This is a genomic window from Nocardia sp. PLKS1-43 (assembly GCF_059510335.1).
This window is the reverse complement of the sequence record NZ_JCAJZQ010000002.1, coordinates 206,473-222,845: the sequence shown is the minus strand read 5'-3', so window position 1 is coordinate 222,845 and position 16,373 is coordinate 206,473. Positions and strand designations below refer to the sequence as shown.

4 protein-coding genes are annotated in these 16,373 nt (G+C 69.4%); 3 read left to right on the top strand and 1 reads right to left on the bottom strand.

Annotation, left to right across the window (positions count from 1 at the left end):
• The first annotated feature begins 237 nt into the window (after positions 1-237).
• The 3 genes from AC5WS7_RS08970 (at position 238) to AC5WS7_RS08960 (ending at position 15,796) form a co-directional block, all read left to right on the top strand.
• Positions 238-13,935, top strand: a complete 13,698-nt coding sequence (locus tag AC5WS7_RS08970; RefSeq protein WP_495953944.1) for a non-ribosomal peptide synthetase — start codon at positions 238-240, stop codon at positions 13,933-13,935.
• Positions 13,932-14,924 carry an ATP-binding cassette domain-containing protein gene (locus tag AC5WS7_RS08965; RefSeq protein ID WP_495953943.1) on the top strand — a complete coding sequence of 331 codons (993 nt, stop codon included), beginning with the start codon at positions 13,932-13,934 and terminating at the stop codon, positions 14,922-14,924. The genes AC5WS7_RS08970 and AC5WS7_RS08965 overlap by 4 nt, the downstream gene beginning before the upstream one ends.
• Before the next feature lie 74 nt (positions 14,925-14,998).
• The gene (locus tag AC5WS7_RS08960; protein ID WP_495954511.1) at positions 14,999-15,796 is read left to right on the top strand and encodes an ABC transporter permease; all 798 of its coding nucleotides are present in this window, start codon (positions 14,999-15,001) and stop codon (positions 15,794-15,796) included.
• 95 nt (positions 15,797-15,891) lie between these two features.
• Here the strand turns inward: AC5WS7_RS08960 and AC5WS7_RS08955 are convergent, their stop codons facing one another.
• Complete coding sequence (locus tag AC5WS7_RS08955) at positions 15,892-16,365, bottom strand: MarR family winged helix-turn-helix transcriptional regulator (protein WP_495953942.1); 474 nt, start codon at positions 16,363-16,365, stop codon at positions 15,892-15,894.
• Positions 16,366-16,373: the final 8 nt, after the last annotated feature.

Here is a 16,373-nt window from a genome sequence, read left to right as displayed (position 1 = left end):
CCTTTCGCTGCGCGATTCGGTTCCACTGTGGCATTTGCGAAGTTTGCGAGAAGTTAGCTGACTAAAGGCCCTATCCGCCAACGTTGTTCGAAATAGAACATTACGAGATCGCTACCGATCCGCGCGTCCCGATGCTCCGAATAGTAGGGCGTGGATCAGATCCCACGGTCGGCGCATGGATACCCGCCGTGGCGATGCTCGGGGAGTTGCGTCAACAGCGGCAGAACGGAGTGATTGATGAGGTCATTGGCCACCGATCGTGTAGACCAATGCTCTTCTGGCGAACTATCAGCACAACCCTTCGCTCTCTCCCCCGCGCAAACCGCACTGTGGTACGCCCAGCGGATCCGCCCTGACATTCCGCTCACCATCGCCCAGTACGTCGAGATCCACGGTGAGCTCGACGTGGGCCGGCTGCTGTACGCGATCGAGCGTTGCGGTGTCGAGACCCAGATCGGACAGGTGCGGCTGGTCGAGATCGACGGCGCCCCGCATCAGCTGATCGATCCCGCGCAACGGCCCGGCTGGGCCCGGATGGATCTGCGGCACGAGGCCGATCCGCACGCGGCGGCGCTGCGCTGGATGAACGACCATGCCAGCAGCAGGATCGACCCGGTACGCGATCCGCTGATGACGAATGTCGTGCTGCGCACCGGCGAGTTCGACTACATCTGGTATTCCCGCGGACACCACATCGTTCTGGACGGCTACGGCGCGATGAACGCGGTCACCCGGACCGCCGAGATCTACACGGCCCTGGAGAATCACACCGAACCGGTCGCCTCCCGCGCCACACCGCTGGCCGAGATCTACGCGGGCGAGTCGAGTTATCGTGACACCAGCCGGTTCCGCTCGGATCGCGAGTACTGGCTCGAACAGCTGGCCGGTGTCGGCGCGCCCATGACCCTGTCCGCGTCCACGACCGCCGAACCGCGCTCGGATTCGGGCCGGCATCGCGCGACACATAAGCTCGGCCCCGAGGTACAGTCGGAATTATCCGCTGCCACAGGGGTTTTCGACACCCAGAACTCCACGATGTTCGTCGCCGCGCTGGCCTGCTACGTGCGCGCGGTGACCGGCAACCAGGATGTGGTGCTGAGTCTGCCGGTGTCCGCGCGCACCACCGTGGCGCTGCGCCGCTCGGCGGGAGTGGTGTCCAACGTGGTGCCGATCCGGCTGCGTTTCGACGCCGGCACCACCCTGCGCGATGTGGTGAAGGCGGCCGAACTGCAGATCACCGGCGCACTGCGGCATCAGCGCTACCGCGCCGACGACATCCGTCGCGACTGCGGGTATTCCCGCGATGCGCGCGGATTCTTCGGGCCGATGGTCAACATCATGCTGTTCCACAGCGAGCTTCGCTTCGGCAGCCTGGCCGGCTCGCTCAACGTGCTGTCCACCGGTCCGGTGGAGGATCTGTCGCTCAACGTGTACAACGGCACCGGCGACCGCATCCATGTGGACTTCGAGGCGAATCCGCAGCTGTACGACGTCGATGAGCTGGCGGTCCACCACGACCGTTTCGTGGACTTCCTGGCCCGGCTGGTGACCGCCGACCCGGACGACGCGGTCGCCGAGGTGCCGGTCATCACCGATGCGGAGCGCGATCTGGTTCTGCGGCAATGGAATTCCACCGATGTGCCGCAGTGCCCGGGCACGCTGTGCGAGTTGTTCGGCGAGCGGGCCGCAGCCTGCCCGGACGCGGTGGCACTGGAATTCGGCGACGAGACGATGACCTACGCGCAGTTGCGCGAGCGGGCCGACCGGCTGGCGCGGCTGCTGATCGCCCGCGGTGCGGGCCCCGATACGGTCGTCGGCCTGGCCGTGCGGCGCAGCCTGGATCTGGTGATCGGCATGTACGCGATCGTGCGCGCCGGTGCGGCCTATCTGCCGATCGATCCGGATCATCCGGCCGAGCGCAACGCGGACATCCTGGCACAGGCGCGCCCGCTGTGCGTGCTGACCGCCGGTGCCGACAGTATCGAACTGCCCGCGAGTGCGGACCGGATCGATCTGCGCGCGACGGATCTGTCCGGGTTCTCCGGCGCGCCGATCACCGATACCGACCGCCGCGCGCGGGTGCGTCCGGATCACCTGGCCTACGTGATCTTCACCTCCGGGTCCACCGGCCGCCCGAAGGGCGTGGGTGTCTCGCACGCCGCGATCGTGAACCGGTTGCGCTGGATGCAGCACGAATACCGGCTCGACGACAGCGATGTGGTCTTGCAGAAGACCCCCGCCACCTTCGATGTTTCGGTGTGGGAGTTCTTCTGGCCCTTGCAGATCGGCGCGCGGCTGGTGATCGCGGCCCCGGACGGGCATCGCGATCCGGTGTACCTGGCCCGGATCATCGCCGAGAAGTCGGTCACCACAGCGCATTTCGTGCCGTCGATGCTGTCGGTCTTCGTCACCGACACCGAGGTCGGCGGATGCACCGCGTTGCGGCGGGTATTCTGCAGCGGCGAGGCGCTGCCCGCGGCGACCGTACGCGATTTCCATGCGGCACTGGGACATTCGGCTCCAGGAGGCTCGGCCGCGGACGGCTCCCCGTGGCTGCACAATCTGTACGGTCCCACCGAGGCCGCGGTCGACGTGACGTCCTGGCCGTGCGCCGCGGAACAGGAATCCGTGCCGATCGGCGCGCCGATCTGGAACACCCGGGTCTACGTGCTGGACGAGCGGTTGCGGCCGGTCCCGCCGGGCGTGGTCGGCGAGCTGTACCTGGCCGGGGTCCAGCTGGCGCGCGGCTACCTGGGGCGTGCCGGGCTGAGCGCGGGCCGGTTCGTCGCCAACCCGTTCACCCCCGGCGTGCGGATGTACCGCACGGGCGACCTGGTGCGCTGGCGGCCTGCCGACGGCGTGCTGGAATACCTGGGCCGCACCGACTTCCAGGTGAAGATCCGCGGCCTGCGCATCGAACTGGGCGAGATCGAGGCGGCGCTGCTGGCCGCACCGGGTGTGGCCCGGGCGGTCTGCGTGGCGCACCGCACCCACGGTGGGGACGAACTCGTCGGATATGTCGTCGGCGCACCGGATTCCGATCCGGACGTGGCCGAGCTGACCCGCGAATTGCACCGCACCCTGCCCGCATACATGGTGCCCGCACATCTGATCGTGCTGGACGAAATGCCGTTGAGCGCCAACGGCAAGGTGGATCGCAAAGCCCTGCCGGTACCCGCCTCCGGTGCGCAGCGCGCGGGCGGGACGGCCGCCCTACCGCGCACCGAAGCCGAACGACGGATCGCCGCGATCTTCGAGGAGATCCTGAGCGCCGAGGACGTCGGCGTAGAGGACAGCTTCTTCGAGCTGGGCGGCAATTCGCTGTCCGCCGCCCGCGCGGTCGCCCGGATCAACACCACGCTGGGCGCGGAACTGACCATCCGGGACCTTTTCGAATCCGCCACGGTGGCCGCACTGGCCACTGCTCTGGATGATCGTTACCCGCTGTCCGCGCAACCCAAACTCGTCGCCGCCGAACGGCCGGAACGCATTCCGCTCTCGCTGGCTCAGCAGCGGCTGTGGATTCTGAACCGGTTCGCCGAACACGCTTCGGCGTACAACATGCCGCTGGCCGTGGAGCTGACCGGGACGGTGGATCCCGACGCCTTGCGCGCGGGCGTACTGGACGTGCTGGAACGGCACGAGAGCCTGCGCACCACATTCCCCGATTCGCCGCAGGGCCCGCGTCAGCTCGTCCATCCGGCCGCGCAGATTCCGCTGGCCCTGGACGCGATCGACGCCGTCGGCGCGGATGTGATGGCCCTGGCCGCCGAATACGCCGGATACGGCTTCGATCTGCGCACCCAGGCCCCGTTCCGCATCGCGCTGTACCGCACCGGGCCCGACCGGTACGTGTTCCTGGTGATCCTGCACCACATCTGTGGTGACGGCTGGTCGGTCGCGCCGCTGGCCCGGGATCTGATGACGGCCATCGCCGCTCGCACGGCCGGGCACGCGCCGCGCTGGACTCCGCTGCCGGTGCAGTACCCCGATTTCGCGCTGTGGCAGCGCGAACTGCTCGGCGACGAGGACGATCCGGCCAGTGCGCTGGGTCGGCAGCTGAGCTATTGGCGCACCGCCCTGGCCGATCTGCCCGATCAGCTGGATCTGCCGCTGGACCGTCCGCGGCCGCAGCAGCGCACCACCGAGGGCGCCCGGGTGGCCGTGACGATCCCCGCGGAGGTCCGGCGCGCGGTGGCCGCCCTGGCCACGGACCGCGGGGTCAGCACGTTCATGGTGTTGCACGCCTGCCTGGCCGTGCTGCTCTCGCGGCTGTGCAACACCACCGACATCGCGATCGGCACACCTATCGCCGGACGTTCGGACCCGGCGCTGGACGACCTGGTCGGCATGTTCGTCAATACGCTGGTGCTGCGCACCGAGGTCGATCCGGCCGCGGGCTTCGATCGGATGCTCGATCGCGTCCGGGAAACCGACCTGGACGCGTTCGCCAACGCGGATGTGCCCTTCGAACGGCTGGTGGAGGTCGTCAATCCGGCGCGTGATGCCGGTCGGCACCCGCTGTTCCAGGTGATGCTCTCCTACGAGAACGATCCGGAACTGCGAATCAGCCTGCCGGACATGGACGCTCGCGTCCTGCCGATGGAATCCGGTGTCGCCAAGTTCGATCTGCAGCTGACCGTGCAGCAGAGCGGCGATCCGTCCGACGGTCCGCTGCACGCCGAATTCGGCTATGCCACGGACGTATTCGACGAATCGACGGTGCGCGCCATCGCGCAGCGGTTCGTCCGTCTGGTCACCGCGACGGTGACCGCGCCCCGCGTGCCCGTCGGCGACCTGAACATCCTCGACGTGCGCGAGGCGGCCAAACTGGTGCCCATCACGGGTGCGCCGGCCGAACCGCCGATCACCCTGGCCCGCCTGCTCACCGAGACCGCCGAACGTGTGCCCGATGCCGTCGCGGTGCGCTACCTCGAGCACGACACCACCTATCGGGAACTGGACGAGGCCTCGAACCGATTGGCGCGCGTGCTGATCGGCTGCGGCGCCGGGCCGGAAGTGGTCGTCGCCGTCGCTCTGCCGCGCGGGCTCGACGCGATCACCGCGATCTGGGCGGTGGCCAAGACCGGCGCGGCGTACGTGCCGATCGATCCGGGATATCCGGCCGACCGGATCGCGCACATGCTCACCGATTCCGGCGCGATGCTGGGCCTGACCGACGCCGAGTCGCATGCCGCCATGCCGGAGTGGCCGATGCGCCGGGGGAGGCACCGCAAACGGGATGTGGACTGGCTGCTGGCCGGATCCCCGGAGCTGGCCGCGGAGACGATGCGCCAGTCCGCCGCTCCGGTCACCGACTCGGATCGGCATCAGCCACTGCGGGTGGCACATCCGGCGTACCTGATCTACACCTCCGGATCCACCGGAACGCCCAAGGCCGTCGTGGTCACGCACGCCGGGCTGGCCTGTCTCGCCCACGAGCAGCGGCATCTGTTCGGCGTCACGGATTCGGCACGCACACTGCACTTCTCGTCGCCGTCGTTCGACGCGTCGGTGCTGGAACTGCTGCTCGGATTCGCCGCCGGCGCGACCATCGTGGTGGCACCCGCCGGGCTCTACGGCGGAGCCGAACTCGCCGCGCTGCTGCGCGACGAGCGGGTGACCCACGCCTTCATCACCCCGGCCGCGCTGGCGACCGTGCCCAGCGAGGGGCTCGACGATCTCGAGGCGGTGATCGTCGGCGGCGACGCCTGCCCCGAGGAACTGGTGAGCACCTGGACCGCTCGGCATCGCATGCACAACATGTACGGACCGTCGGAGGCGACCGTCGCCGCGACCGCCACCGGCCCGATGGTCGCGGGCCGCCCCGTGCCGATCGGCATGCCCGTGCGCGGGATGCGGTTGTTCGTCCTGGACAACCGGCTGCATCCGGTGCCGCCGGGCGTCCCCGGTGAGCTGTACCTGTCCGGGCCCGGCCTGGCCCGCGGCTATCTGGGCCGGCACGCGATGACCGCGCAGCGGTTCCCGGCCAATCCGCACGGCCGTCGTGGCGAACGCATGTACCGCACCGGCGATCTCGTGGTCGCCGACACGAGCGGGCAGCTGCGGTTCCTGGGCCGCGCGGACGATCAGGTGAAGATCCGCGGCTTCCGCATCGAACTGCGCGAGGTCGATCACGCCCTGCGCGCCCACCCCGGAGTCCGGTTCGCGCACACCATCGTGCACACCGGTGAGCACGGCACGATGCGGCTGGCCGCCTACATCACCGCCGACGGACCGATCGACGCCGCGGCCGTGCTGGATTCGGCGCGCCGGCGGTTGCCGGCCTACATGGTTCCGGCCGCGATCGTCGTCATCGACGAGGTGCCGGTGACGCCGGCGGGCAAGCTGGACCGAAAGGCGTTGCCGGATCCGGTTTTCGCGTCGTCGAGCGGCTCCCGCGCGCCCGAGCCCGGACTCGAGGAGCGGGTCGCGGAGGTCTTCGGCGCGGTGCTCGGGCATCCGATGCCCGGCGCGGAGGACAGCTTCTTCGAGGTCGGCGGCAACTCGCTGCTCGCGACGCGACTGTCCTCGGCGCTGTACGACGAATTCGGCGTCGATCTGCCCGTGCGGGCGGTCTTCGAGGCGCCGACGGTCGCCGACATGGCCGCGCGCCTGATCGAAACGCCCCGGACGCAGCGGACGGCGCTGGCTGTGCGTGACCCGCGTCCGGGACGTCTCCCCTTGTCGCTGCCGCAGCAGCGGGTCTGGTTCCTCAACCGCTATTCTCCCGAATCCAGCGCCTACAACATCGCTTTCGTGATACGAATCGACGGCGATCCGGACATCGCCGCATTGCGGGCGGCGCTCACGGACCTGGTGGACCGGCACGAGGTGCTGCGCACGGTGTTCCCGGAGGACCGTTCCGGCGCGTATCAGCTGATCCTCGACACGCACCGCTGCATGCCGGTGCTGGAGCCGGTCGAGACCGACGAGGCGGACGCGGCTCTGGCGCTGCGGACCCTGGCACTGCGCGGCTTCGACCTGACCCGGGAGATCCCGGTGCGAATGACGTTGCTGCGCACGGGTCCTCAGCAGTTCCGGCTCGGTATCGTGCTGCATCACATCGCCGCGGACGGCTGGTCGCTGATCCCGCTCACGCGCGATCTGGCCACGGCCTACGCCGCGCGCTGCGGCGGATCGGCCCCGGCGTGGCAGCCGCTGCCGGTGCAGTACGCGGATTTCAGCCTGTGGCAACGCGATTGCCTCGGCGACGAGGACAACCCGGTCAGCCTGGCCGCCACGCAGCTGCGATTCTGGCGCGAGACACTGGACGGGCTGCCCGAGGCCATGCCGCTGCCCTACGACCGGCCGCGGCCCGAGCATCCCACCCAGCGCGCGGGCACGGTGCGGTTCGGCCTCCCAGCGCACATCCACGAGGGCATCGACGAGCTCGCCCGCGAACGCGGCGTCAGCCTGTTCATGGTACTGCGCACGGCGCTGGCGGTGTTGCTGCGCTCGGTCACCGGCGGTCGCGACATCGTCATCGGGACGCCGGTGGCCGGGCGGGCGGATACCCGGCTCGACGATCTGGTCGGCATGTTCGTCAACACCCTGGTGCTGCGGTCGCAGATCGACCCGGATCGCCGGTTCGTCGAGCAGCTGGCCATCGATCGCGACGGTGAACTCGCGGCCATGGCGCACGCGGATCTGCCGTTCGAGCGGATCGTGGCCGAGTTGCAGTCGCTCGGCGGTCGCGACGCGCAACTGCGTCCGGTGTTGCAAGTGGCGCTGACCGTTCAGGACGGCCCGATTCCCGAACTGCGGCTACCGGGGCTGGCGCTGCGCGCGCAGGAGCTGGACATCGCGCTGGCGAAGTTCGACCTGGAGTTGCGGGTGATGCCGGGCGGCTCCCCGGACACGCCCGAGCGGCGCTTCGAATTCGTCTACGCCGCAGAGCTTTTCGACGAGGAGACGGTGCGCCTGCTGGCCGAGCGCCTGGGGTTGGTGCTGGCCGCGATCTCCGCCGATCACCGAATCCGCGTGCGCGACATCGACGCTCGGACCGACTACGAACGCACCCGCCTGGCCCCGGCATACGGCCCGGTCGCCACCCCGCAGTGCAGTCTGGCGAACTATTTCGCGGTCACCGCGCATCTGCATCCCGAACGCGTCGCGATTCGTTCGGGGGAGACCGAGCTGACCTACGCGGAACTGGATGCCTACTCGAATCGCCTTGCGCGCGAACTCATCCGGCGCGGCATCGGCCCGGGTGACCGGGTGGCCCTCGGCCTGACCCGGTCCGTGGAGTCGGTGGCGACGGTGCTCGCGGTCACCAAGACCGGCGCCGCCTTCGTGCCGGTGGATCCGAACTATCCCACCGACCGCGTGCGCCATATGCTCACCGATTCCGGTTGCCGGTCGGGTGTGACGGTCGGCGCGCACGTCGGGCGGCTGCGCGAGGCGGGTGTGGGCGGCTGCGACACCGAATGGCTGCTGCTGGACGATCCGGATCAGCGGGCCGAGATCGAGGATCGGAGTCCGGCCGTGATCACCGACGCCGACCGGCTGCGCACCGCGTGGACCTCGGATCTGGCCTATCTGATCTACACTTCGGGATCCACCGGTACGCCCAAGGGCGTGGCCGTCACCCACACCGGCCTGTCCAATTTCGCCGACGAGCTGCGCGACCGGATGAAGGTCGACCGCGATTCGCGCACAATGCATTTCGCGTCGCCCAGCTTCGACGCGGCGGTGCTCGATCTGCTGCTGGCCATCGGCTCGGGCGCGACGATGGTGATCACCCCGCCCGACGTGTACGGCGGGGACGAACTGGCCGCGCTGATGGACCGCGAGCGCGTCACCCACACCTTCATGACCCCGGCGGCGCTGGCCACCATCGATCGTGAGCGCTGGCCACTGCCGCATCTCGCGGCGATCATGGTGGGCGGCGAGGCGCTGGGACCGGAACTGGTGCACCGCTGGGGTGCGGACCGCATGATGTTCAATGGTTACGGCCCCACCGAGACGACCATCGTCGCCACCATCTCCGAACCGCTGCGGCCCGGCCTACCGGCGCCGATCGGCACGCTGGTGCGGGGGGCTCGTGCGGTGATCCTGGACGAGCGGCTGCGGCCGGTGCCGGTCGGGGTGCCCGGTGAGCTGTACCTGGGTGGCCACGGCGTATCGCGCGGATACTTCGGCCGGCCCGCGCTCAGCGCGGCACGGTTCGTGGCCGATCCGTTCGGCCCCGCGGGTGCGCGGCTGTATCGCACCGGTGACCTGGTGCGCTGGAATTCCGAGGGCGAGATCGTCTACCTGGGCCGCGGCGACGATCAGGTCAAGCTGCGCGGATTCCGGATCGAACTCGGCGAGATCAACGCCGCGCTGACCAGTCATCCCTCGATCCGCTTCGCGCACACCGAGGTTCGGGAGATCGCCGGAGCCAAGCGCATCGTGTCGTACGTGCTGCCCGCGGACGATTCGGTCACCGTGGACGTCCCGGCGGTGCGCGCGCACGTGGCCGAACGGCTTCCGGCGCACATGGTTCCGGCGAGCATGACCGTGCTGGACCGCATTCCGCTCACGCCGGTGGGCAAACTGGACCGGGCCGCGCTGCCCGAGCCCGAGCCGGTGGCGACCGAGCGGCGCGAGCCGAGCACCGATGCCGAACGCCTGGTCGCACAGGTGATTTCGGAACTGGTCGGCGCGGAGACGATCGGCGCGGGCGACAATTTCTTCGACGTCGGCGGAAACTCGCTGCTGGCAACGCAATTGGTGGCGCGCCTGGCCGCGGCGACCGGTACCCGGCTCGAGGTGCGGTCGGTGTTCGCGACCCCGACGGTGGCCGAGCTGGCCGCCCGCCTGGACGGTCGTGGCCGGCCGGGAGACAACGCACCCGTACTGAGCCGGCGCAAGCGTCCACAGCGGGTGCCGCTGTCGGCGGCGCAGCGGCGGTTGTGGTTCCTCAACCGGTTCAACGAGTCCGGGGGATCGGGCGATCGTTCCGGGGTGTACAACGTCCCGGCCGCGCTGCGCCTGCGCGGCGCCCTGGACGTCGTCGCCATGCAGTCCGCGCTCAACGCGGTGCAGGCCCGGCACGAGACGTTGCGGACGGTGTTCGGCGAACTCGAGGGCGAGCCGTTCCAGCGAGTGCTCGACCCGGCAGCGGCGCAGGTCGCGATCGGGATGAGCGAGGTGGCCGAGGGCGAGATCGACGAGGCGGTGCGGCGGCTGGCCGGGCCGGGATTCGATCTGGCGCATACGGTTCCGCTGCGCGCGCATTTGTTGCGCGTCGCCGCCGACGACCACGTGCTGGTACTGGTCGTCCACCACATCGCGATGGACGGCTGGTCGCTCGGACCGCTGGCCATGGACCTGGCGACCGCCTACCGCGCGCACCATGCCGGCGAGTCCCCGGACTGGCCCGAACTGGCGGTCCAGTACGCGGATTACACACTGCGGCAGCAGGAAACGCTCGGCAGCGAGGACGATCCGGATTCCGCGGTGAGCCGTCAGCTGGACTACTGGCGCACCGCACTGGACGGGTTGCCCGAACTGTTGCCGCTGCCCACCGATCGCCCGCGCCCGCCGGTGCCGAGTTACCGCGGCGGTACCGTCGAATGCTCCATCGACGCGCACACACACCGGGAACTGCAGGCGATGGCCAGTGAGCACGGCGTCACCATCTTCATGGTGTTGCACGCCGCGCTGGCGACACTGCTGCACCGGATCACCGACGGCGACGACATCGCGATCGGCACGCCGATCGCCGGTCGCGGCGATCCGGCCCTGGATGCGCTGATCGGTATGTTCGTGGGAACTCTGGTGCTGCGTACCGGAATCGACGGTGACGCCTCGTTCGCCGAACTGCTGCGCGCGGTGCGTGAAACCGACCTGGAGGCGTTCGCCCAGGCCGACGTGCCGTTCGAGCGCCTGGTCGAGGTGCTCAATCCGGCCCGGTCGCAATCGCATCACCCGCTGTTCCAGGTCATGTTGTCGGTTCGGAACGAACCGGTGCGGGTGCTGGAACTGCCCGGCCTGCAGATCGAGGCGTGTAACGCCGATCCGGGCATCGCGAAGTTCGATCTGCAATTCACCCTCACCGAATCGTGGACCCCGGACCGGGAGCCCGACGGCATCACCGTCGCGGTGAACTACGCCCGCGACCTGTTCGACGAGGCGACCGCGGCCCGGCTCGGCAGCCGCCTGGCCCGGCTGGTGAGCGCGGCGGCGGCGAATCCGGCCACGCCCGTGGGTGATCTGGACTGGCTCGAATCCAGCGAATGGTCGAGTCTGGTGCCGGTGCGCGGCGCGATCCCGGGACGCCCGCTGACCCTGCCGGAAGTGTTCGGCGCCGCGGTGCGGGCCGATCCGCGGGGAGTGGCGCTGCGCGACGGCGGTACGCAGATCACCTACGATGCCCTGGATCGCTGGACCAACCGGCTCGCGCGAGTGCTCATCGAGCAGGGCGTGGGTCCGGAGACGCTGGTGGCCCTGGGCGTCGCGCGATCGGCCGAATCGGTGGCGGTCACGCTCGCGGTGGCCAAGGCCGGTGCGGCGTTCGTGCCGGTCGATCCGGGCTACCCGGAATACCGGATCGCCCATATGCTCACCGATTCCGGTGCGGCACTGGGCATTACGCTCGCGGCGCACCGGGACAACCTGCCCGACGGGGTGAGTTGGACCGTCCTGGACGCGCCTTCGTTCCGGCGCCGGGTGCTGGACACCTCGGACGCGCCCATCACCGCGGCCGAACGCCGGGGCGAGCTGCGGATGGACCATCCCGCGTACGTGATCTACACCTCCGGCTCCACCGGTACCCCGAAGGGGGTGGTCGTCACCCACGGCGGACTGTCGAACTTCGCGGCCGAGACCGCGCAACGTTTCGAGGTCCGGCCCGGCGACCGCGTATTGCACTTCGCCACACCGAGTTTCGACGCGGCCATGTTGGATCTGCTGCTGGCGCTCGGCGGTGCGGCAACGCTGGTGATCACGCCCGCGGGCGTATACGGCGGGGCCGAGCTCGGGCGGGTGCTGATCGAGGAGCGCATCACGCACGCCTTCATCACCACCGCCGCCCTGGGCACGGTGGACCCGTCCGGGATCACCGAGATGCGTCACGTCCTGGTCGGCGGTGAGGCGCTGCCACCGGAGCTGGTGACGCGCTGGAGCCGCGGCCGGAACCTGTACAACGTGTACGGCCCGACCGAGACCACCATCGTCACGCTCATCTCCCCGCCCACGGCCCCGGACATGCCGATCACCATCGGCGGCCCGATCCGCGGCGTGAACGCGGTGGTCCTGGATCGCCGCCTGCATCCCGCCCCGTGCCGCGTCACCGGCGAGCTGTACCTGAGCGGTCCCGCGCTCGCGCGGGGCTATCTCGACCGGCCGGGGCTGACCGCACAGCGTTTCGTGGCGAATCCGTACGGCAAACCGGGTGAGCGGATGTACCGCACGGGCGATCTGACGCGCTGGTGCGTGCACGGTCGCCGGCGGGAGCTGGAGTACGTCGGCCGCACCGACCACCAGGTCAAGATCCGCGGCTTCCGCATCGAACTCGGTGAGATCGACGCGGCGATGTCCCGGCACGCCGCCGTGGAGTTCTCGCTGACCGTCGGTCACCGGACCCCGGCCGGGGCCACCGCGCTGGTGTCGTATGTGAAGCCGCTCAACGGAACCGCGCCGACGGTGGCCGAGCTGACCGCGCACCTGCGCGATCTGGTGCCGAATTACATGGTGCCGCAGTCGATCACGCTGCTGGACCGGGTGCCGCTGACCCCGGTCGGCAAGCTGGACCGGCGGCTGCTGCCCGAACCGGTCTTCGGGTCGGGATCGAGCTACCGGCCGCCGGCCACTCCGGCCGAGCGCGCGTTGTGCACGGCCTTCGCCGAGGTGCTCGGCGTGGAGTCGGTGGGTGTGGACGACGGATTCTTCGATCTGGGCGGAAACTCGCTGCTGGCCACGAAGGTCGTCGCGCAGCTGCGGTCCGCGGGAATCGAGATGCCGGTGCAGCTGATGTTCGGTGATTCCACGCCGGCGGCCATCGCGCGGCGGCTGGACGCCGACGCCGGTGAGGTGCTGGCCGAAGCCCTGCGACCGCTGCTGCCGATCCGATCGGCGGAGGCGGCCGCGCGCAGCGGTGCGCGGGAGCAGACGCTCTCGGATGTCGCGGTCCCGGCCGGGTCCGGTGCGGAGCCGCTGTTCTGCGTGCATCCGGCGATCGGGCTGGCGTGGTGCTACTCCGGGCTGCTCGCGCATCTGCCCGCCGACCGGCCGGTATACGGGCTGCAGGCGCCGCACGTCACCGGCGCGGAATCCCGCACCACCCTGACGCAGACCGCGAAAGACTATGTGGCACAGATCAGATCGGTGCAGCCGGAAGGGCCGTACCATCTGCTGGGCTGGTCGCTGGGCGGGCTCATCGCGCACGAGATGGCGGTGCAGCTGCAGGAGGCGGGACAGCGGGTCGAACTGCTGGCGATGATGGACAGCTACCGGCTCACCGACGAATGGCTCGATCAGGCCGTGCCCGGGGTCGCCGACATCATCGGCGAATTCGGCAGCGACCTGCTCGGCGGTGACCACGCCATCGATCCTCGCCTGACGCTCGAGGACGCCGCGGAACTGCTGCGCAACCGTCCCGGTCCGTTCGCCGCGCTCACGGTGGACCACCTGCAGCGGCTCTACACCGGCTACGCCGCGGGCGCCGAGCTGGCGCACGGCTTCCGGCCCCGGGTCTTCGAGGGCGATCTGGTCTTCTTCACCGCCGCCGAGGACGAGATCAACCGGGCCGACCCGGCCCGCTGCGCGCAGGCGTGGGAGCCGTACGTCACCGGCGCGATCCACGACCAGAAGGTGCGCTGCCGGCATTCCGGGATGACCAATCCGGAGGCCCTGGCCGTGATCGGGCCGGTATTGCGAGAACAGTTGGCCGACAAGGCTTTGCGTGCGAACGACGTACCAGCCGAAGATGCGAAGGAGATGCTGTGACCCTGGCGGTGGAGGTCGCCGGATTGGTGAAGAAGTACGGCCGGGCGCGCGTTCTCGACGGCATCGACCTGGAGATACCCAGCGGCACCGTGATGGGGCTGCTGGGCCCGAACGGGGCCGGGAAGACCACGACGGTGCGTATCGTCACCACGCTGCTCAAGCCCACCGAGGGCACGGTGCGAGTGGCCGGCATCGATGTGCTGGGCGAGCCCGCGCGGGCCCGCACCCGCATCGGCCTGTCCGGGCAGTACGCGGCGGTGGACGAGAACCTGTCCGGATTCGAGAATCTGCGCATGGTGGCGCGGCTGTACGGGATGTCGCACAAACGGGCCGCCGCCCGCGCCACCGAACTGCTCTCGGCGCTGGGCCTGGATCATGCCGCGGGCCGGCGGGCGGGCACGTACTCCGGCGGTATGGCGCGGCGCCTGGACTTGGCGGGGGCGCTGCTGGCCAGGCCCACCGTCGTCGTCCTGGACGAGCCGACCACCGGCCTGGATCCGCGCGGCCGCCTGGACATGTGGCGCGTCATCGGCGAACTGGTCGACGACGGCACCACCGTGCTGCTGACCACGCAGTACCTGGAGGAAGCCGATCTGCTGGCCGATCGCATCACGGTGATCGACCGCGGCCGGGTGATCGCCCGCGGCTCGGCCGACGAATTGAAGACCTCCATCGGCGGAGACCGGCTCACCGTGACCCTGGCCGCCGGGCAGGACCCGCAGCAGGCGAAATCCGTTCTGGCCGAGGTGGGAATCGGCGAGCCGACGCATGAGCCAGGTACGGACGAGGTGGCGATCGTGGTGGGCGAGGGCTCGCGCACCATGGTCGAGGCGCTGCGTCGTCTGGACGACGCGGGCGTCTGCGTGGTCGACGCCGTCGTGAACCGGCCCAGTCTCGACGATGTGTTCCTGTCTCTGACCGGTGCGCCCGCCGCGCCCGAGGAGACATCCGAAACCGATGAGGACGTAGCAGAGGAGATCATGTCGTGAGTACCGTCGAACTCGCGCAGGCGCCGTCGGAAACGGTTGCGGCGCAAGAGGGTCCGGCGACGGAAGTCCGTCCGATCCCCGCTCCGGTGCGGGTCTTCCGGGACAGCGCCATCATCGCGTACCGGAATCTGCTCACGATCCTGCGGGTGCCGACCCTGCTGGTGACCGCGACGGTGCAGCCGCTGATGTTCGTGTTCCTGTTCGCCTACATATTCGGCGCGTCGCTGGGCGGCGGTCAGTACCGGGAATTCCTGCTGGCCGGAATCTTCACCCAGACCGTCGCCTTCAACGCCGCGTTCACCACGGTCGGCCTGGCCAACGATCTGCAGAAGGGCATCATCGACCGGATGCGCACGCTGCCGATGTCGCGGCTGGCGGTGCTGATGGGCCGGACGCTGTCGGACCTGGTGGTGAACATCCTGTCGCTGGCGGTGATGGTCGGCTGCGGCTATCTGGTGGGCTGGCGTATCAATGGCGGATTCCTCAGCGCGGTAGCGGCTTTCGCGGTCATCCTGCTGTTCGCCTTCGCGATGTCGTGGGTGGGCGCGCTGACCGGACTGCTGTCACCGAACGTCGAGGTGGCCCAGAGCGCGGGGCTGATCTGGATGTTCCCGTTGACGTTCATCTCCTCGGCCTTCATCTCCGCGGAAACTCTGCCGGGCCCGCTGCGCACGGTCGCCCAGTGGAATCCGATCACCGCGGTGTCGGCGGCGGGCCGCAAACTGTTCGTCAACGGCTCGCCCCCGTCCTTCAAAACCCCTCACGGCTGGCCCGCCGACCACTGCGTCGAATACTCGATCATCTGCTCGCTGGTGATCCTGGCGATCGCGATGCCCCTGGCCCTGATCCAATACCGCAAGGTCTCGCGCTGATTTTCGAGCGTTCGTCGGCCACGCCGACACCGGTCCCTGGATGAGAAGAAGCCGCGTCCACCAGGACGCGGCTTTTCCTCTTTCATCCGAAGCGACTACTCCGAACGGTCATTCGGGTGTACGTGTGCCGGCTCGCGGTTCGTCAGCGCGTCGACGAGGGGGGCCAGCTGGCGGAGTTCTTCCAGATGAGTGGCGCTGAGCTGGGCGAGGGTCTGTTTGCCGGCCTCGGTCAGGGCGAGGCGCACGACGCGACGGTCCTTACCATCTTCCCGGCTGCGGGTGACGAGCCCGAGTTGCTCGGTGCGGTCGATCAGTTGGACCACGCTGTGGTGTCGTGCGCTCAGATAGTCCGCGATATCGCCGATGCTGGGCCCGTCCGGGTCGAGATGGCCGCGCACGGCCAGCAGCAGTTGATGCTGTGCCGCGGTGAGCCCCACGTCGGCGGCCCGGTGCTCGCTCCAGCGCAGGAACCGCCGCAGGCCGGCGCGGAAACCGAGCAGCCTCGAATACTGCTGGTCGGTGAGTTCGGGTTCGGCGAGAACGGGAGATGACATCGACTCATATGTCATGAAGTGAT